At 60.3% G+C, this 18,284-nt stretch carries 16 protein-coding genes; 9 read left to right on the top strand and 7 right to left on the bottom strand.

All coding sequences use genetic code 11. From position 1 onward, the window contains the following. Window positions 1–13: 13 nt before the first annotated feature. From GT019_RS08095 to GT019_RS08065, 7 genes are all read left to right on the top strand, one after another. Window positions 14–448, top strand: coding sequence for a cupin domain-containing protein (locus GT019_RS08095; protein WP_161742612.1), 435 nt, complete (start codon window positions 14–16; stop codon window positions 446–448). Between the two features lie 35 nt (window positions 449–483). Continuing rightward, window positions 484–1,740, top strand: a complete 1,257-nt coding sequence (locus GT019_RS08090; protein WP_161742611.1) for an amidase — start codon at window positions 484–486, stop codon at window positions 1,738–1,740. A gap of 11 nt (window positions 1,741–1,751) precedes the next feature. Further along, window positions 1,752–2,573, top strand: coding sequence for a creatininase family protein (locus tag GT019_RS08085; protein ID WP_161742610.1), 822 nt, complete (start codon window positions 1,752–1,754; stop codon window positions 2,571–2,573). Between the two features lie 34 nt (window positions 2,574–2,607). Continuing rightward, window positions 2,608–3,486 carry a fumarylacetoacetate hydrolase family protein gene (locus tag GT019_RS08080; protein WP_161742609.1) on the top strand — a complete coding sequence of 293 codons (879 nt, stop codon included), beginning with the start codon at window positions 2,608–2,610 and terminating at the stop codon, window positions 3,484–3,486. Window positions 3,487–3,556: 70 nt separating this feature from the next. Further along, complete coding sequence (locus GT019_RS08075; protein WP_161742608.1) at window positions 3,557–4,876, top strand: FAD-binding oxidoreductase; 1,320 nt, start codon at window positions 3,557–3,559, stop codon at window positions 4,874–4,876. A 340-nt stretch (window positions 4,877–5,216) separates the two neighbouring features. Beyond that, window positions 5,217–6,485 (top strand): MFS transporter, encoded by a 1,269-nt coding sequence (locus tag GT019_RS08070; protein WP_161742607.1) that lies wholly within the window; start codon window positions 5,217–5,219, stop codon window positions 6,483–6,485. Between the two features lie 340 nt (window positions 6,486–6,825). Next, window positions 6,826–8,862: a peptidoglycan D,D-transpeptidase FtsI family protein gene (locus tag GT019_RS08065; protein WP_161742606.1), complete on the top strand. Its 2,037-nt coding sequence runs from the start codon at window positions 6,826–6,828 to the stop codon at window positions 8,860–8,862. Between the two features lie 189 nt (window positions 8,863–9,051). Here the strand turns inward: GT019_RS08065 and GT019_RS08060 are convergent, their stop codons facing one another. The 7 genes from GT019_RS08060 to GT019_RS08030 all read right to left on the bottom strand — a co-directional run bounded on the left by GT019_RS08060 (window position 9,052) and on the right by GT019_RS08030 (window position 16,532). Beyond that, window positions 9,052–10,575: a copper amine oxidase N-terminal domain-containing protein gene (locus GT019_RS08060; RefSeq protein ID WP_161742605.1), complete on the bottom strand. Its 1,524-nt coding sequence runs from the start codon at window positions 10,573–10,575 to the stop codon at window positions 9,052–9,054. Window positions 10,576–10,611: 36 nt separating this feature from the next. After that, window positions 10,612–12,000: an MBOAT family O-acyltransferase gene (locus GT019_RS08055; RefSeq protein WP_161742604.1), complete on the bottom strand. Its 1,389-nt coding sequence runs from the start codon at window positions 11,998–12,000 to the stop codon at window positions 10,612–10,614. A 181-nt stretch (window positions 12,001–12,181) separates the two neighbouring features. Beyond that, window positions 12,182–12,820: a PadR family transcriptional regulator gene (locus GT019_RS08050; RefSeq protein ID WP_161742603.1), complete on the bottom strand. Its 639-nt coding sequence runs from the start codon at window positions 12,818–12,820 to the stop codon at window positions 12,182–12,184. Between the two features lie 6 nt (window positions 12,821–12,826). After that, entirely contained in the window at window positions 12,827–14,434 is a 1,608-nt protein-coding gene (locus GT019_RS08045; protein ID WP_407945068.1) for an MDR family MFS transporter, read from the bottom strand. 233 nt (window positions 14,435–14,667) lie between these two features. Further along, the gene (locus GT019_RS08040; protein ID WP_161742601.1) at window positions 14,668–14,892 is read right to left on the bottom strand and encodes a hypothetical protein; all 225 of its coding nucleotides are present in this window, start codon (window positions 14,890–14,892) and stop codon (window positions 14,668–14,670) included. 101 nt (window positions 14,893–14,993) lie between these two features. Continuing rightward, the gene (locus GT019_RS08035) at window positions 14,994–15,983 is read right to left on the bottom strand and encodes a lipoate--protein ligase (RefSeq protein WP_161742600.1); all 990 of its coding nucleotides are present in this window, start codon (window positions 15,981–15,983) and stop codon (window positions 14,994–14,996) included. Window positions 15,984–16,229: 246 nt separating this feature from the next. Beyond that, complete coding sequence (locus GT019_RS08030) at window positions 16,230–16,532, bottom strand: Dabb family protein (protein ID WP_161742599.1); 303 nt, start codon at window positions 16,530–16,532, stop codon at window positions 16,230–16,232. 226 nt (window positions 16,533–16,758) lie between these two features. Between GT019_RS08030 and GT019_RS08025 the strand changes: the two genes are divergently transcribed. Both GT019_RS08025 and GT019_RS08020 read left to right on the top strand, forming a co-directional pair. Continuing rightward, window positions 16,759–17,688, top strand: a complete 930-nt coding sequence (locus tag GT019_RS08025; RefSeq protein ID WP_161742598.1) for a manganese-dependent inorganic pyrophosphatase — start codon at window positions 16,759–16,761, stop codon at window positions 17,686–17,688. Between the two features lie 147 nt (window positions 17,689–17,835). Further along, window positions 17,836–18,225: a MerR family transcriptional regulator gene (locus tag GT019_RS08020; RefSeq protein WP_328803928.1), complete on the top strand. Its 390-nt coding sequence runs from the start codon at window positions 17,836–17,838 to the stop codon at window positions 18,223–18,225. Window positions 18,226–18,284: the final 59 nt, after the last annotated feature.

Genomic DNA, 18,284 nt, shown 5'->3' with positions numbered 1-18,284 from the left:
AGGTGGAACAACGATGAGCATACCGGGATTGATAGCCGGCCATTACGCGGATTGTCCGGTTCATAAAATTTCTCCGAAGGATTCCAATAAATTCGTGCTGCTGTGCGACGGCACGCAGGCGCCGTTCGTCTCGGTGGTGGAAATTTTCGACGAAGGAGGCAAGACGCCGCCCAACGAGCACGCGGCAGCGGTCGAGTATTTCTACGTGCTCGCCGGAGAGGGCGCCGCGGTCGTCGGCGAGTCGGAGCTGCCGATCCGTCAGGGCTCGTTCTTCATCGTGCCGCCGGGGAACAACCACGAGGTGCGGAATACGGGCCGCGGCCGCCTGTACGTGCTGACGACGATGGTCCCGGACGAGAAATTCTCCGATCTGATCAAATCCGGTCCCGCCGCTTCGCTCGACGAGGCCGACATGGCGGTGTTGGACGGACTATTGCAGCCGCGCTAGCTTGCTGAACCAACGGACGGATGGAGGAGTTGCGCATGGCCGATCAATGGCATGCTTACGTGAATGAGGAGTTTAGGATCGATCCGGCCGGCTCGGGCGTGCTGCAGGGCCTCTCGTTCGCGGTCAAGGACGTGTTCGGGCTTGCGGGCTGGACGAATACCGCCGGCAATCCCGACTGGCACCGCACGCACGGACCGTCCGGCGCGAACGCCGCCGCCGTCGACCTGCTGCTTCGGCAGGGCGCCCGCTTGAAGGGCATCACGCATACCGACGAGCTGATGTTCAGCTTGAACGGCGAGAACCACCACTTCGGCACGCCGGTCAACCCGCGCGCGCGGGACCGGATCCCGGGCGGGTCGTCGAGCGGCTCGGCCGTCGCGGCCGCCTCGGGCACGGCCGACTTCGGGCTCGGCACAGATACCGGCGGCTCGATCCGGATCCCGTCCGTCTATTGCGGCTTATACGGCATCCGTCCGACGCACGGCGCCGTTCCGATGGAAGGCGTCATCCCGCTTTCGGCAAGCTTCGATACGGTCGGATGGATGTCGAGCGACAGCCGGACCCTGCTGGACGCGGGGCTGGCGCTGCTGGGGCAGGCGGATGCGGCGGCGGGGGAAGGCGGCTTCGCTCGTCTGCTGTTCGCGGAAGACGTGTGGGATCTAACCGACGAGGCATGCCGGACGCAGATTCTGTCCTGGCTGACGGACGCCGGCGCGGCCGAAGAACGACCCGAATGGGTGATCGCGGCGCCGGAAGGCTTGGCGTCCTGGTTCGGGACGTTCCGGGCGATCCAGGGCTTCGAGATATGGCGGGAGCACGGCGCGTGGATTACGCGCGAGAATCCCCGGTTCGGGCCGGGCATCGCGGAGCGCTTCGCATGGTCGGCGACGCTGAGCCGCGGCGATTATGACCGTCAGCTCGACAATCGCCTCCGCATCCGGGCAGCCCTGGACGGGATGCTCGGCGGCGACCGCCTGCTCGTCATCCCGACGATTCCGAGCACCGCGCCGAAGATCGGGACGTCGGGCGAAGCGCTGGAACGCATTCGGACGCGGACGATGCAGATGTCCTGCATTGCCGGCCTGAGCGGTTTCCCGCAGGTCACGGTGCCGGCTGGCGAGGTCGACGGCGTCCCGGTAGGCGTATCGTTCATTGCCGGCGCGGGCATGGACATCCCGCTGCTTCGCTGGGTGAACCGTCTGGCGCAAGCGGCTGCCGGACAGCGCGGCCGGATGCCGGCGCACGCATCGAAGGGCGCGACCGGCGAAGGCCGCGCACAACTAAACGGATAAGGGTGAGGACGATGTTCTTGCGATACGAAGGAACGGCATGGGAGCAGCGCTTCCTGCCGAGATTGACGAGCAAACAGGTAAAGGAGCTGCCGAAGGACGACGCGCTCGTCATCCTGCCCATCGGCGCGGTGGAGCAGCACGGCGCGCATCTGCCGGTGCTGACGGACACGTTGATCGGAGAGGCGACGTTGACCGCCGCCATGGAGAAGCTCGATCCGGACGCGCAGGTGTGGCTGCTGCCCCCGGTTCCGTACGGCAAGAGCAACGAGCATCTCGGCTTGCCCGGCACGATCTCGCTCTCGGCCGCGACCTTGCAGGGCGTCATTCTCGACATCGCCGAGAGCCTGAAGCTCAGCGGCTTCGACCGTCTGCTGCTGTTCAATACGCACGGCGGCAATACGGATCTGCTCAACATGGTCGCGCGGGAGATCCGGATCCGCAGCGGGATGACGGTGTTTTACCTCAGCCCGAGCAGTCTCGGCGGGGCCGAGGACGTCGTCGCGCCGGAAGAGCTGGAATACGGCATCCACGGCGGCGATTACGAGACGTCGATCGTGAAGGCGATCAAGCCGGATTGGGTGCAGGATCGATTCGCAGTCAAGGAAGTGCCCGAGATGGCCGGCTACGAATTTTTGACGCTCGAGGGCAAGATCCGCTTCGCTTGGCGGATGGCGGACATCTCGGCAAGCGGCATCGCCGGAGACGCGACCGTCGCGACGGCGGAGAAAGGCGTCATCATCATGGAGCGGGTCGCCGGCATTCTCGCGAAAGCGCTGAAGGAGCTGTGCACGTTCAAGCTTTCGGATCTCGACCGGAAACGGATCGAGGCTTAATCAAACAATCACCTCCCGGGGAGCGAAACTGAGCATGAAATTGGCATCCATAAAGGCCGACGGGCTGGAGAAAGCGGCGATCGTGACGGCCGGGGGCTACGTGCTGGTGGAAACGCTGAATGCCGCGACGGGCAGCGCCTGGAGCGAGACGCTCGCGGGCTTGCTCGGCAACGAAGAGACGGCCGGCTTGAACGCATGGTACCGCGAAGGCGGCGCGCTGCAGGCGGAGAGGCTTGAAACGATCGCGTTCGCGGATGCCGCATGCGGTCCGCTGCTCCGGAATCCGCCGAAAATCTGGGGCATCGGCGCCAACTATGCGGAGAAGGCGGAGGAGATGGCGGTTACGCCGCCCGACGGGGAGCCGATCTGCTTCATGAAGCCGACGACGAGTCTCGTCGGTCCCGGCGATGCCATCGTGCTGCCGAGAGGCGAGCATCGCGTCACGGCGGAGGCGGAGATCGGCATCGTCATCGGGCGAACCTGCAAATACGTCTCCGAAGCCGACGCGATGGGCGTCGTTGCCGGCTTCACGCCGACGCTCGATATGACCGCCCAGGATATCCATGCGCGGAATCCGCGGTTTCTGGGCCGGTCGAAATGCTTCGATACCTTTTTCAGCTTCGGTCCCCATCTCGTCACGCCCGACGAATGTCCAGCTCCCGGGCAGTGGACCATCGAGACGGCGTTGAACGGCGTGACCCTTTACCGCTCGGACGTGACGCGCATGATCTATTCGATTCCGTATATCGTGTCCTATTTCTCCGGCATGATGACCCTGCGGCCCGGCGACGTGATCATGACCGGCACGCCGGGCTCGGTCCCGCTGCGGCCGGGGGATGTCGCCGAATGCAGGCTGGGCGGCTTCGCGCCGCTCCTTAATCCCGTCATCGCGGAGCGGGAAGCGCGCGGCTAGGTGTAGTTTGCCGGCATGCCCATTCTCCGCAGGCTCGGATGCAACCACAAGGAAAGGCAGGGATTTCGCGATGGAAAAGCTGGCTTGGAAGGAAGATATGCTGAAATCGCTCGGCGAAACGATGGTGCTGACCGACGCCGACTCCGTCGAGAAGCTGTCGAAGGACTACTATTGGTATTCGCCGGTGTTGGATAAACGGCTCAAAGACAAAAAGGCGGACGCCGTCATCGCGCCGAAGTCCGAGCAGGACGTGGCCGACGCGCTGGCGCTCGCCTACCGCATGCGGGTTCCGGTTACGGCCCGCGGCGCCGGGACGGGCAATTACGGCCAGGCGATCCCGCTCGAAGGCGGCATCGTCCTCGACCTCAGCGGCCTTGACCGCATCGTCGAACTCGGCGACGGCTATGCCCGAGCGCAGAGCGGCGTGCGGCTCGGCGTCATGGACAAGACGGCGAGGGAGCAAGGGCAGGAGCTGCGGATCTATCCGAGCACGTACGTGAAAGCGACCGTGGGCGGCTTCGTCAGCGGCGGCTCCGGCGGCATCGGCTCGGTAACGTGGGGTAATCTATGGGACGGAAACGTGCTGGAAGCGGTCGTCTATACATTGGAAGAAACGCCGCGGCGGCTTGTCATTAAAGGCGATGAACTGTTCGACTACATTCACAACTACGGCACGACCGGCATCATGACGGAAGTGACGATCCCGCTCGCGCCGCGGACGGAATGGGCGCAGTGCGTGTTCCAGTTCGATGCCTTCGAGGATGCCGTGCGGTTCGGCGAGGCGCTGGCGCGGGAGTCGGCAGTGCCGAAAAGGCTCGTGAGTCCGATGGAATGGCCGCTGCCCTCGTTTTTCAAGCCGCTGGCCAAATCGCTCGAACCGTCCAAGGCCGCGGTGCTGACCGAGATCGCGGAGCATGCGATCGGAACGGCGGCGAAGCTTGCCGAGTCGTACGGCGGCCGGCTCGGCCATACCATCGAAGCGTCCCAATACCGCAAAACGATCGGCGTATCGGATTTCACCTGGAACCACACGACGCTGTGGGCGATCAAGGCCGACCCCTCCTGGACGTACTTGCAGGCCGGCTTCGCGCCGGACCGGTACTTGGAACAAATCCGCGCGATCAAAGCCGAGTACGGCGACGAGGTGCTCTTTCACTTCGAATGGATGCTGAGCGGCGGCGCGCTCGTCCCGACCGCGTTGCCGGTCGTCTATTTCTCGACGGAGGAGCGGCTGTACGAGATCATCGCCTACTTCAGATCGATCGGCGTCGCGATCTTCGATCCGCACACGTGGATGCTCGAGGACGGCGGACGCGGCTCGATCGGCCGCATGCGCACCCGGAAGACCGTCAACGATCCGCTCAGCCTGCTGAACCCGGGGAAGCTGTAGCCGGCGGCGATTGTCGGTGCGGTATGGTCTGCCCGGGTAACCGGCAAAGTCCGTTGTCGATGGTTCGGCCTGAGGGCTTGATAGCATGAAGCACGTCAAATCCCGTGCGAGATAGCGGAAGTATCGGCATCAGGTGCAGGCGCCCGCCTAATATGAATCGGCCCCGGTCCGCGCAAGCTGGCCGGGGTTTTTCGGATTCCGGCACGTCTTGCGAGAGTAGAAACCGCCATTCGTCGTCGCCAGGCGAATAATCAAGCCGTTCCTAAAATGGATTGACAAGTCAGATTCATTGCTATTATATTTGTTGTACATACAAAATTGAAAGCGAGGCATCCTTAACATGCAACCACCTGCTCAAACGTCTAAAATCCATTACGGCTGGGTCGTCGTGCTCGTCACGTTCGCGGCCTTGCTCGTCTCCGCCGGCATCCGGTCGATGCCCAGCATTTTCATGCAGCCGTTCGAGAAGGATTTCGGCTGGGAGCGCAGCGGCATCTCCGGCGTGATCTCCGTCGGTATCTTGCTCTACGGCCTGGTCGGCCCGTTCTCGGCGGCGCTGCTCGCGAAGTTCGGCATCCGCCGGATGATGGTCGTCTCCCTCGCGGTCTTGGCCGCGAGCCTCTCCCTAACGCCGCTTATGACGGCATTATGGCAATACGAGCTGCTATGGGGGCTCGTATCCGGATTGGCTACCGGCATGATGGCCAACGTCCTTGGCGTGACTGTCGCGAATCGTTGGTTCGTGCATCGCAAAGGGTTGGTCGTGGGCATGCTGACCGCCAGCGCGGCCACGGGGCAGCTGCTGTTCCTCCCGCTGCTGGCCCATATCACCGTCAACCATGGCTGGAAATACGCGGTGTACACGGCCGTGGCCGTCGTGCTCGTATTGTTGGTTGTCGTCGCTATCTTTATGCGCAATCACCCTTCCGATGTCGGCGCGGCCGCTTACGGCGCGAGCGACGCGACGAAGCCGGAACCGTTCCGCGGCAGCATCTTCTTGACGCCGCTGCTGACGCTGCGCGACGCCATGAAGAACAAGACGTTCTGGCTGCTGGCCGTGACGTTCTTCTTCTGCGGCTTCTCGACGAACGGCTTGATCGGCACGCATCTGATCGCCGCGTGCGGCGATCACGGCATCGAGGAAGTCATGGCCGCCGGCCTGCTCGCCTTTATGGGAATCTTTGATCTCGTCGGCACGACGCTGTCGGGCTGGTTCACGGACCGCTTCGATTCCCGGAAGCTGTTGTTCTGGTATTACGGCCTCCGCGGACTATCGCTGATCTTCCTGCCGTTCGCCCTGGATACGACCCCGTCGATGCTGGTCGTGTTCTCGGTCTTCTACGGGCTGGACTGGATCGCCACGGTGCCGCCGACGGTGAAGCTGGCCACGCAGGAATTCGGCAAAGACCGGGCAAGCATGGTCTTCGGCTGGGTCGTCGTCTTCCACCAAATCGGCGCCTCGACGGCGGCTTACGGGGCGGGCCTCGTCCGGCAGATGACCGGCACGTATTCGACGACGTTCGTGACCGCCGGCTTCATCTGCCTGCTGGCCGCGCTGATGGCGCTGCGCATCGCCAAGAAAGCAGCCGCGCTGCGGACGGCGGCCTGAGCGCCGTAAATCATCTTCCGTTAGGTATACGATTCTTATTTTTCACTCATCCTTCAGCCGTCATTCTTCATTCGTCGTCACGGTTTAACCGGCGTTCCTATGCCGCAGTTTCGGACTTTGGTCCGGCTGCCGCAAAGGGACGCTTTTTGCTTTCTGGGGAACATCGCCTGCGATCGGAATTTTTTGTCCGAAGCCGTTACAAAAGGCGCCTGAGCGGGTAAGGAATGAAGTTAGGTCCGCGTGCAAGTTATGGCCATATTGTGGCTATTGGCTTCGGTCGGCAGGAATCGCGCGTTCGATCTCGAATAAGAACGGACTATGTTTTCAGAGGAGTGCAGGCATGAAGCAGCATGAAGACCCCAAAGTCCAGGCCGCCCGTAACCGCAACTCGTTTACGCTGCGATTGAATATGTTTTTCGGCATCACCTTTCTCTTGTTCAGCATCCTGATCGTCCGGCTCGCGATTTTGCAGTTCGTCGACGGACCGACGCTGCAGGACGAGTTCGACAAGAACAGCACCAGACCCGTGAAAATCCCGCCTATCCGCGGCAACATCCTGGATTCCAAGGGCGCGCCGCTGGCGTACTCGACGTCGACGCAATCGCTCTACTTCACCATCCAGCCGGGCTTCAAGAAGGCGGATGCGGATAAGCTGGCGCAGCAGCTGCTGGATATCTTCAAGCGGCTCGGCAAGCCGGAGCAGGCGATCACGCTCGAGGAAATCAAGAAGCGGATGGACATGGACCATATTCAAAATACGTATTCGGTGCCGCGGCGGATCAAGATCGGCCTGTCGCAGGACGAGATCGCCTATTTCGCCGAAAATCGCGAGCAGTATCCCGGCATCGACATCGTCGAGGAGAGCGTCCGGAACTACGACAAGGACGACGTCGCGGTGCAGCTGGTCGGCTATCTCAAGAAATACCGCGGCGTGAAAGAAACCATGACGAAGTATAAGAAGAGCACGGAAGAAGAAGACGCCAAGAAGCAGTATCTGGACGACGAGGACGTCGGCGTCGACGGACTGGAGTACATGTACCAGGATTTGCTTCGCGGCCAGAACGGCGTCAAGCTCTATCCCGTCAACGCGCAGAACACGATCATCGGACCGCCTACCGTCACCGTGCCCGTGAAGGGCGACAATCTCTACCTGACGATCGACAAACGGGTGCAGATGCTGACGCAGCAGGCGATCATGGATCATCTGGACTTCATGAAGCACGCGACCTCCGGCTCGTGGGTGGACGGCGCGGACGCGACGACGGGTTACGCGGTCGCGATGGAAGTGAAGACGGGCAAGGTCGTCGCGATGGCGAGCATGCCCGATTACGATCCCAACGTCTGGTCGGGCGGAACGATCAGCACGGATGACTTGAAGGCGATCCAGTATTTCCAAACGAACGGCACGATCCGGCAATCCTATCCGCCGTATGACGACGACAAAGAGCGCAACCGCCATCCTTCTTCGATGGTGCCGCTCGGATCGACGCAGAAGCCGTTATCGGTATTGCTTGGCTTGAACGAGAATTTGATCACGACGCATACGCTCTACCAAGATAGAGGCGTCTATTACTTCGGTAAAGCGGGCCATCAGGTCGCGATCCACGATTCGCAGGGCCATGCCTACGGCACGATCGATCCGGCGGCGGCGATCGCGCATTCGTCCAATACGTTCATGGCTCAAGAGATCGGCAACGAGCTGTACAAGAAATACAACGGCAGCATCAAGGGCGTCGACGTCTGGGACAGCTACATGAAGCAGTTCGGCTTGGGCGTCTTGACGGGCAGCGGGCTGCCGGGCGAAAACACCGGCGTTATCGACTATTACCACGAGGCCGAGAACGCGAGCCCGCAATCGGCGCTTATCCGGGCATCGTTCGGCCAACAGGCCAAATACACGACGCTGCAGCTGGCGCAGTACGCCGCGATGCTCGGCAACCGCGGCAAGCGGATGCAGCCGCAGTTCGTCGACAAGGTCGTCGACCAGGAGGGCAAGCTCGTGCAGGGCTACACGCCGAAGGTGCTGAACACCGTCTCCTTCCCGAAGGAGTTCTGGGATGAGATCGACGACGGCATGAGCAAGGTTTCCGTCCAGGGCTTCGACGACTTCAAGTACGACTTCCTGCGGAAAACGGGAACGTCCGAGCAGGATGTCGGCGACCGGAAGAAGGTCGAGAACTCCGTGTTCATCGCGCTCGCGCCGGCGGAGGACCCCGTCCTCGCGGTCGCGGTGGTCGTGCCGGACGGCGGCTTCGGCGCGTACGGCGCCGCTCCGATCGCGCGGAAGATCTTCGACGCGTACGACGAATACGTCGGACTCGACGGCACGCCCCATCCGAAAACGCCGGATACGGGCAGCGACGAGGCTAAGCCTTAAGCAATCGAAAAAAAAGACCTTGAGAACGCTCGTTCTCAAGGTCTTTTTCGGTCTGCGTCGTATCATTCGCGCGGGGCAAATAACAATTGCGACGTATCCGCGCGGACTGCCATGCGCATTGCGTCTACGATCTGCGATCGGACAAGAAGCAAGTAGGAAGTCTCATGCCATCCGCCGAAAAGGCCCGTTTTAATGCGCGGTCGGCTTCCCGGCGAGCGTGTACCGATAACTCCAGGCGTTGGGCTGTTCCGCCGTGATATCGAAGCCGAGCAGCGGGGCCAGCTTCAGGAGCGGGATGAACGTCTGGCCGTCGACGAGCTTCGGGGGATACGCCAGCTTCACCGCATCGCCACTCTTGACGGCGGCGGTCGTGTCGTTCAACGTCAGCGTCACCCGGGACGAAGCCCGCGACAGCACGAGCGTCTTCGTCGCCTGATCCCAGGCGTACGCGGCGCCAAGCGAGGCGGCGGCTTCCTTCACGGGGACGAGCAGCTCGCCTTCTCCCGGGATGACCAGGCCGCTGAAGGACGTTTCTTGCGGCTCCTGCCCGTTCAGGCTAGTCAACACGCGAACGCTCTTGGGATCGCCCGCTTCCGTCAGCGCGAACGTCCGGACCTGCTCGGCCAGTTCGTCCGACAGCGCCCGGGCATTCGCCGGCGTCATCCGATAACGCGGATCCCGCTTGCCGATGGCATGGATGATGCCCGTGTTCACGTCCTGATCGTGATGGGACATATCCTTGTACGAATCGAGGTCGTACGTCCACTCGCCCGCGGTTTGGAAATCGTAGACCTGCGCGTTCGGCAGCGCGTTGAACTGCTCGAACATCCATACGTCCATCTCCAGCTGGTTCCGGTAACGTTCGGCGTTCGTCCGTTGCCAGACGACCTCGCGCAGCACGCTGTACGGCGGATAGTAGAAAATAAACCGCACGTCCGGATGGGCCTTCGCGAGCGAGAGGACGCGGTCGTTGAAATTGCGCTTGATTACGTCGAGGGGCTCTTCGTTCAATCCGAAGTAAGCCTCCGTCTGCTGTGCCTTCTCGTAATCCTTCAATACGGCCTGTTTGCCGAACCGCACGCTGTCGTTCCAATTGTAGAGCTTCTCCAAGCTTTGCGAACCCGAACCGCCGGTCAATACCTTGGCGATCCCCTTGAAGAATTGGCCGTAGACGTCGTAATTGAGCAAGTAGCGGTAATCGTTCCAGCGGTTATCGTCGTACAGGTAATCCGGGAACGGACCGGCGGCTTCCTGGTCGCCCGTCTTCAGCGCGAAATAATCGAGTCCCCAGATCACCTGCTTGACTTTGCCGGTGTCGATCGCCAGCTTGGCGATCTTGTACTGCTCGTCCGCCGTCGATCCGCGGATCGACAGCTTCATGCTGCGGCCGCCCAGGGCGTTGTCCACCTCGGAGGGCAGGAAATTCTCCGTCATGGACGTGCCGATTATGATCGTGTCGTAATCGTAATGGAGCGCGAGTCCCGGGTTCTGGTAGCGCTGCTCCGACGAGAACACCGGCTTGTATCCGAACGGGCGATGGTAAAATTGCAAAGGATCGACGAGATAAGTGACGAGCGCGGCCAGCAAGGCGAACGCCGCGGCCAGCAGGACGGTCAGGGCCAGCATCCGCTTGGCCGCTTTCGCGGTTATTCTGGAGCGGGCGGAAGGGAGGGCGGCGTGCGCGCGCGTCGGGATCGGTCGTTTAGGCTGCAAGGGAGCGGGAGTCTGCACGGCAGGTCATCGTCCTTTCTAGAAATTGAAATACAGGAATTCGCTGATGCGGTTGAAATAGAGCAGCGAGAACACGAACAGCGCGGCCACGGCGACCGCCGAGCGCCAAGTCGGCCGGAACGCGTCGTTCAGCTGCGACGAGTTGGAGAAGGCCAGCACGATCGGAAGGAACAGCGCGAGCAGCAGGATCGTCGGGGCGAGCGTCTTCAGGTCGACGAGCGATACGCCTTGCAAGCCCGCCATGCCCTTCAAGATGCGGGCGGCTTGCCCCCAGCTGTCGGCGCGGAAGAACACCCACGTGACGTTGATGAACATGAACGTGACGAACCAGGCCAGCCAGCGCGGGAGCGGGCGTCCCAGCTTGCCCCAGAAGCGGTGGACGACTTGTCCGACGCCATGGAGCAGTCCCCAGAACAGGAAGGTCCAGCCGGCGCCGTGCCATAATCCGCCGAGCAGGAACGTAATGACGAGATTGCGGAGCATGACCGCTTCGCCGCGCCGGTTGCCGCCGAGAGGGATATAGATATAGTCGCGGAGGAAGCGGCTCAGCGTCATATGCCAGCGCCGCCAGAAGTCCTGGATGCTCAGCGCCTTGTACGGCGAATTGAAGTTTTGCGGCAGCTTGATGTTGAAGATCAGCGCGGCGCCGATCGCCATGTCCGTGTAGCCGCTGAAATCGTAATAGAGCTGGAAGGTGTACGAGAGGGAAGCCGTCCAGGACGCGAAGAAATGCGTCGCGCTCGCGAATCCGTCGTTCGCGGCCGTGGCGAACGTATCGGCGATGACGACTTTCTTGAACAAGCCGATGCAGAAGATGTACACGCCCTTGGAGACGTTGCCCCACTGCCAGACTTTGTTGCGGAGCCGGTCGAACTGCGGCATCATCTCGCTGTGGTGCAGGATCGGCCCGGCGATGAGATGCGGATAGAAGGTGACGAACAGCATGTAGCTGACGATATTATATTCGCTCGCTTTGCCCTTGTAGGCATCCACGAGATAGGCGATTTGCGTGAACGTGAAGAAGCTGATGCCGAGCGGCAGCAGAAGGTGAAGCACCGGGAAGGCGTGTCCCGTCCAGGACGACAGATTGCCCAGAAAGAAGTCGGCGTATTTGTAGTAAGCGAGCAGCAGCAGATTACCGCCGATGGCTGCGATCAGGAACGTTTTCCGGTAACGGGCCGCCGTCTCGCTCTTGGCCTGCAGAAGCCGGCCGAACGCGTAGTTGAAGGCGATGGAGCCGAGAATGAGCGGCAGGTATCCGACATTCCACCAGCCGTAGAAGAAGAGCGAGGAGAGCGTCAGCCAGCATTTGGCCGCGAAGGTATAGCGGAACCGGTTCAGCAGGAAATAACCGGCGGCCGTAATCGGCCAGAAGGCGAAGATGAAGACATAGGTGTTGAACAACATCGAAAAACGCACGCTCCTCCGAGAATAGCGATTCGTCTTGACGCGGCGACAGCCCCGTCCGTAGCTCTATTATACAGGAACGTCAGATACTGGAATAAGGTTTCAGCATGAATTCGAGGCCGAAAATAAAAAAACGCCCGATTCGAAAGAAGTTTCTCTTTCGAATCGGGCGGCTTGCCGTTCACGTCGGGTCCGCGGCGCTCGGCGGGTATTTTTTCTCGAATTCCTTCAAGCCCGTCACGTAGGCTTGAATTTGCTCTTCGGTCATTTGATGCGATTCGAACAGCTTGCCGGAGCGCGCTTCTTCGAGCAGCCGGAGCAGCCATTCTTTCTCCGTCCGTCCGAATTGGATGAAGCCCTCGATCATGAGCGAGGAGCCGCGGGGAATGATCGCGCCCTTCAGCTCCAGGATCGCCTCCATCCGGGCGAGCCGCGCCTCGCAGGCTTCGAGCTGCTTCAGGACGAGCTTCTCGATCATGGCCTGGTCGCCGTGCCGGACGAAGGGCATCGCCAGAAACAACGGATGCTGCGGATAGGAGGTCAGCTTGAACTGCTCCTGCAGCAGGGACAGGAACGCCTCGCGGCCGCTCTCCGTGATGCGGTAGATCGTCTTGTCCGGACGGTTCTCGCCGGGAACCGAGACGACTTCCGCCGCCTCGATCAATCCGTCCTGCCGCAGCTGGTCGACCGCGTAATACAGCGACCCGTCCCGCAGCTTGAAGCTTTCGTTCCAATTGCGGAGCTTGATCGTTTGCCGGATTTCGTAGGGATGCCGTTCGCGCTCCATCAGCAGCCCCAGTATCATCAGCCTCATCGACATGCGGGTTTAGCCTCCGTGGTAAGACGGCGCCGGTTTGGCGGCTTCGCCGCCGGCTTGCGGACCCGGTTTGCCGGCGGCGCCCGGCGTGCCCTGCGGACCGGATTTATTCACTTCGAGACGGGCGCGGCCCAGCAGCAGCGCGAAGACGATCGCGACGACCGGGAGGATGACCGACCATTCGAAGATCGCGATGACGGAATGCGCGAATTCCTTCAGCAGGTTGTTGACGATATCGGCCGGGAGTCCCATTTGCTGCTGCACCTCGGGATCCAGCAGCGCTTGACCGCCTTTGATCTGCGCGGCGAGCTCGGGATTCAGGTTAGGCGTATCGGCGATGTTCGATTGGAACGCGGACTTCTGGATCGCCCCGAACACCGCGATGCCGAGCGCGGAGCCGATCGTCCGGAAGAACGTGATGAGCGACGACGACGTGCCTTTGTACTGCGGCGGCACGGCGTTCAGCGTGGAGATGTTCAGCAAGGAGAACGATACGCCGATGCCGAGGCCGACGATGACCATGAAGAGCGAGATGACCAGGCGGCTGGTGCTGTCGTCCATGACGAAGCCGAGCAGCGCCGTGCCGACGATCAGCATGACCGCGGATACGAGCATGACGTCGCGGTAGCGGAACTTGTTCACGACGCGGCCGCCGACCTGGCTGCTGGCGACGACGCCGAGCATCATCGGAATCATGACGGTGCTCGTCTGGGTGGCCGTCTTGTGGAACACGCCTTGGATGAAGAGCGGGATATACGACGCGGCCGCGATCATGACGGCGCCGTACAGCAGGCTGATGGCCATGCTGCTCGTGACGACTTTGTTTTTGAACAGGTCGAGCTTGATGATCGGATCCTTCACGGCGCGTTCGACGAAGAAGAACGCGATCAGGAAAGCCGCGGAAGCGACGAAGAGCAGGATCGTTTTGGCGGAGGCCCATGCCCAGCCGTCAGAACCGCCGAGCTCGAGGCCGAACATCAGGAAGAGCACGAAGCCGGTGAGCATGATGGCGCCGACCCAATCGATCGACTGTTTGCGGGTGTTCTTGTTCTCCTGATACGCCTTCGCGATGAAGATCACGGACAGGATGCCGATCGGCACGTTAATGTAGAAAATCCAGCGCCAGCTGATATTATCCGTGATCAAGCCGCCCAGGATCGGGCCGAACACGCTGGAGATGCCGAATACGGCGCCGAAGAGCCCCATCATTTTGCCGCGTTTCTCGGCCGGGAACAGGTCGAAGATGATCGTGAAGACGATCGGCATGAGCGCGCCGCCGCCGATTCCTTGAATCGCGCGGTAAATGATGAGCTGTTCCATGTTCTGCGCGGTTCCGCATAAGATGGAGCCGAGCATGAACAAAATAAGACCGGTCAGGAAAAACCGCTTGCGTCCGTACATATCCGACAGTTTGCCGAAGATCGGCGTCGCCACGACCATCGCGATCATGTACGCGGAGTATACCCAGATGAATTTATCGAGGCCTCCGAGCTGCTTGATTATGGTACCCATTGCGGTCGATACGATCGTCTGATCGAGCGCGGCGATGAACAAGCCGAGCATCAGACCCGCAATGACAAGCTTCACGTTGCTGCGATTCGCGTCCAATAGTGTCATCCCTTTCGATTGAGACATACTCAAATTTGATTACCCATTAGTCATTATACTCAAATTTGAGTTATTGGCAAACTTAATTTTTTATGAAGGGCGGCAGCGGAGGACACGGTGGATTCATTCTGGTTTTCGCTCGCTTGTCGGACGAAGTCGGCATAAACGAGATGAAGCGGCCGACTCCCTGCCAGGATCAGCAGGAAATCGGCCGCTTCTATAGCGCGATCTTAGTCGCGTTGCTATTCGTTCTCGACGACGCGGGCAACGGGCTTGCCGCAGGTCCGGCATTTGCCGGTCAGCAGCAGCGCGAATTTCTCTTCGCGGATGCTGTAATCCACGATTTCGACCGCGCCGCCGCAATTGCCGCAGAAGACGTTGCGCACAAGCTTGTCCCTGTACTGCTGGGGAATCGCCCTCCACAGCTGCAGCGCTTTGAAGGAAGTGATATTTTCGGGTCGGCTCATCTTCTTCTCTTCACTCCTCGTTCGTCTCGTTCTCCCATGCTTCTTGAAAATGACGTCCGCCGCTTCGAAGCCATGACCCGAAGGCCAAGCCCGCCGGGTGGCTAGAACAACAGCGCCAACCATTCCCCGCGGTCCACCGGGCCGAAATAGACGGTCAGGTCGACGTCCTTCAGCGCCTCTTCGACGGAGGCGGCATCGTACTTCACGCCGGCCAATCTGGCCGTGACGTCGGATACTTCGCCGGTGCCGAAGAAGTCGCCGAATACGGACGCTTCGGCGATGACGCCGCCTTCGACGAGCAGCCGGACGTCGTACGTGCCGGCGGACAGCCGTTTCACCTGGCGCACGTTGAACTTCGGCGAACGGCCGTAGTTCCAGTCCCAATTGCGATAACGCTCGTCCGCGAGCTTCCGGATGCCGGCTTGATCCGCCTCCGTCAGCCGGTACTCCGGCACGTCGACGCCGCTGCCGAAGACCGATTCCAGGATGAAGGCCTTGAACTGCTCCATCGTCAGCGGCTCCTTCAGAAATTCCGAGATGTTGGCGACGCGGCTGCGCACGGACTTCGTCGCCTTGGATTCGAATTTCGCCGGATTCACGTTCAGCGCGGATACGATGGCATCCACTTCCGAATGAAACAGCAGCGTGCCGTGGCTGAACATGACGCCTTTGGACGCGAACTGTGCATTGCCCGAGATTTTGCGTTCGCCGACCTGCAGGTCGTTGCGTCCCGTCAGCTCCGCGTCGACGCCCAGCTTGCGCAGCGCTTCGACGACCGGCTCGGTGAATTTGCGGAAGTTATGGAACGACTTGCCGTCGTCCCGGGTGATGAAGCTGAAGTTCAGGTTGCCGAGGTCATGGTAGACGGCGCCGCCGCCGGACAAGCGGCGGACGACGCGAATGCCGTTTCGTTCGACGAATTCGGCGTTCACTTCCTCGGCGGTATTTTGATTTTTGCCGATGATGATGGACGGTTCGTTGATATAGAAAAGCAGAAAATCCTGCTCGCCAGCCAAATTGCGCAGCGCGTATTCTTCAAGCGCCAGGTTCCAGGACGGATCGTGGCTGTTGCCGTTGTCGATAAATAGCATCGGTCGTTCCTCCAGTAGGTTATCGTTTCCCCGTAAGCGAGATTGATTTTGCCGCGGGATCGGCTCCGTTATATGATTGTCCGGCTCCCTATTGTCCATTATACCGCCACGAAGCTAACAGGAACAGCCCGGCGCGGACGCCGGGCTGTTCCTGGGGAACGTCAATTTTTAGTAAAGCGGGATTTCTTCCGCGGACCGCTGCGCGTCGCCGCCGCTATTCTCGCGAATGACGGACGCGATATCCGGTTACTGGATCGGATAGTCCACGACGACGACGTTTTCGAGCACGCCGGCCAGCCCTTTCACGAAATCCTGGTGCAGGGGATGCGGGCCGTAGGCGCGAAGCGCTTCCCGGCTCTCGAACGTGACGCGAAGCCCGAGGGAATAACCGTGCTTGTTGTCCGTTTCTTCCGTGACGTTCAGCCCCGCGGTCACCTCGACGAGACCCGGGATTTGGCCTTTGAACGCCAGCAGCTTGCCTATCAGCTCCTGCTCGCGCTCCGGGGTAATGGCGGCATTGAATTTGAAAATGACGAGATGTTCGAACATGGATCTGGCACGCTCCTCGCTTGGAATCGATCGCATGGATCGTTTTAGGTCGTTTTGACAAGCATTATAGCACGTCGGTGCCGTGATGCGAAATGGGGACGGCGTTCGAGGGAAAACGGACGAAGTAATCGTTTTCGATATTTCCGTGTATAGGAATAGGCATTGCAGACATTTAACGGTATAATACCCGGTAGGGTACCAAAATAACTTCGTAAGGAGAACTTAAATGTCAAAAACATTGATTTTCGGCCACAAAAATCCGGATACGGACACCATCTGCTCGGCGATCGCCTATGCGGATCTCAAAACGAAGCTCGGTCAAGAGGTTGAAGCGGTTCGTCTTGGCGAAGTAAGCGGCGAAACGCAATACGCGCTGGAACAATTCAAAGCGGCCGCGCCGCGTTTGGTGGAGACGGTAGCGAACGAAACGGGCACGGTCATCCTGGTCGACCATAACGAGCGCCAACAAAGCGCGAGCGACATCGATAAAGTGCGCGTCCTTGAAGTTATCGACCATCACCGGATCGCGAACTTCGAGACGGCTCACCCGCTGTACTACCGCTGCGAGCCTGTCGGCTGCACGGCGACGATCCTGAACAAACTGTACAAAGAAAACGGCATCGCGATCGAAAGCGGCATCGCGGGCTTGATGCTCTCCGCCATCATCTCCGATTCGCTTCTGTTCAAATCGCCGACCTGCACGCCGGAAGACGTCGCGGCAGCGCGCGAGCTTGCGGCTATCGCGGGCGTGGACGCGGATACATACGGCTTGGACATGCTCAAAGCCGGCGCGGACCTGAGCCAGAAAACGATCGCGCAGCTGATCTCCCTGGACTCGAAAGAATTCTCGATGGGCGGCAGCAAAGTCGAAATCGCGCAAGTGAACGCGGTCGACGTGAACGACGTGCTTTCGCGCCAAGCGGAAGTCGAAGACGCGCTTAACAAAATCATCGCGGACAAAGGGCTTGACCTGTTCGTCTTCGTCGTGACGGACATCCTGAACAACGATTCCGTCGCCCTGGCGCTCGGCGCCAAAGCCAGCGCGGTCGAAGAAGCGTACAGCGTGAAGCTGGACGCCAACAGAGCGGTGCTCAAAGGCGTCGTAAGCCGCAAATCGCAAATCGTTCCGGTGCTGACCGAAGCGCTGAGCAAATAAGACAGCGACATACGAGCGTTTTCGCGTAAGAAGAGCACCTCGAGCAGCCGAACGGCTGACGGGGTGCTTTTCGTATGCCCTTTACAATGGCCTACGAAGATGATAAGCTACGAACATGACGTTAACGTCACGTTTTGGAGGCGACCCGTGAGAGACCACATGCGCATAGGCGATTTAACCAAACGAGCCGGGGTAACGCATCGTACGGTTCGCTATTACGAAAGCATCGGACTGCTGCCTTCGGGCGAGCGCGAAGGCAACGGTCAGCATTACTACACCGAAGAGTCGGTTGCGCGACTTCGGAAAATCGACCAATTAAAGAAGCTCGGACTGAGCCTGGAAGAAATAAGAGACGTGATTGAACTCTATTTCACCGATGAAAGCGGCGTACGGCCGAAACGGAAGGTCCTCGCCATCCTGCGGCGGCATTTAGCGGAAGCCGACCGTAAGATCGTTGATTTACAGCATTTCCGGGTGGAGCTAGAGGCCAATATCGAACGCTTCGAGCATTGGTTGAAGGAAAACGGGCAGCATTAAATTTTTTTGGTTCAAACATGACGTTTACGTCATGTTCTGAGAATAAGCTTTTCCCTGGG

It is taken from the genome of Paenibacillus glycinis (assembly GCF_009909185.1).
GTDB lineage: Bacteria > Bacillota > Bacilli > Paenibacillales > Paenibacillaceae > Paenibacillus_Z > Paenibacillus_Z glycinis.
This window is presented reverse-complemented; position numbering and strand designations above follow the sequence as displayed.

Bases quoted from the DNA above. Each gene is read 5' to 3' on its own strand.
- GT019_RS08095 (WP_161742612.1), top strand. From the start codon at position 14: ATGAGCATACCGGGATTGATAGCCGGCCATTACGCGGATTGTCCGGTT.
- GT019_RS08090 (WP_161742611.1), top strand. From the start codon at position 484: ATGGCCGATCAATGGCATGCTTACGTGAATGAGGAGTTTAGGATCGAT.
- GT019_RS08085 (WP_161742610.1), top strand. From the start codon at position 1,752: ATGTTCTTGCGATACGAAGGAACGGCATGGGAGCAGCGCTTCCTGCCG.
- GT019_RS08080 (WP_161742609.1), top strand. From the start codon at position 2,608: ATGAAATTGGCATCCATAAAGGCCGACGGGCTGGAGAAAGCGGCGATC.
- GT019_RS08075 (WP_161742608.1), top strand. From the start codon at position 3,557: ATGGAAAAGCTGGCTTGGAAGGAAGATATGCTGAAATCGCTCGGCGAA.
- GT019_RS08070 (WP_161742607.1), top strand. From the start codon at position 5,217: ATGCAACCACCTGCTCAAACGTCTAAAATCCATTACGGCTGGGTCGTC.
- GT019_RS08065 (WP_161742606.1), top strand. From the start codon at position 6,826: ATGAAGCAGCATGAAGACCCCAAAGTCCAGGCCGCCCGTAACCGCAAC.
- GT019_RS08055 (WP_161742604.1), bottom strand. From the start codon at position 12,000: ATGTTGTTCAACACCTATGTCTTCATCTTCGCCTTCTGGCCGATTACG.
- GT019_RS08050 (WP_161742603.1), bottom strand. From the start codon at position 12,820: ATGTCGATGAGGCTGATGATACTGGGGCTGCTGATGGAGCGCGAACGG.
- GT019_RS08045 (WP_407945068.1), bottom strand. From the start codon at position 14,434: ATGACACTATTGGACGCGAATCGCAGCAACGTGAAGCTTGTCATTGCG.
- GT019_RS08040 (WP_161742601.1), bottom strand. From the start codon at position 14,892: ATGAGCCGACCCGAAAATATCACTTCCTTCAAAGCGCTGCAGCTGTGG.
- GT019_RS08035 (WP_161742600.1), bottom strand. From the start codon at position 15,983: ATGCTATTTATCGACAACGGCAACAGCCACGATCCGTCCTGGAACCTG.
- GT019_RS08030 (WP_161742599.1), bottom strand. From the start codon at position 16,532: ATGTTCGAACATCTCGTCATTTTCAAATTCAATGCCGCCATTACCCCG.
- GT019_RS08025 (WP_161742598.1), top strand. From the start codon at position 16,759: ATGTCAAAAACATTGATTTTCGGCCACAAAAATCCGGATACGGACACC.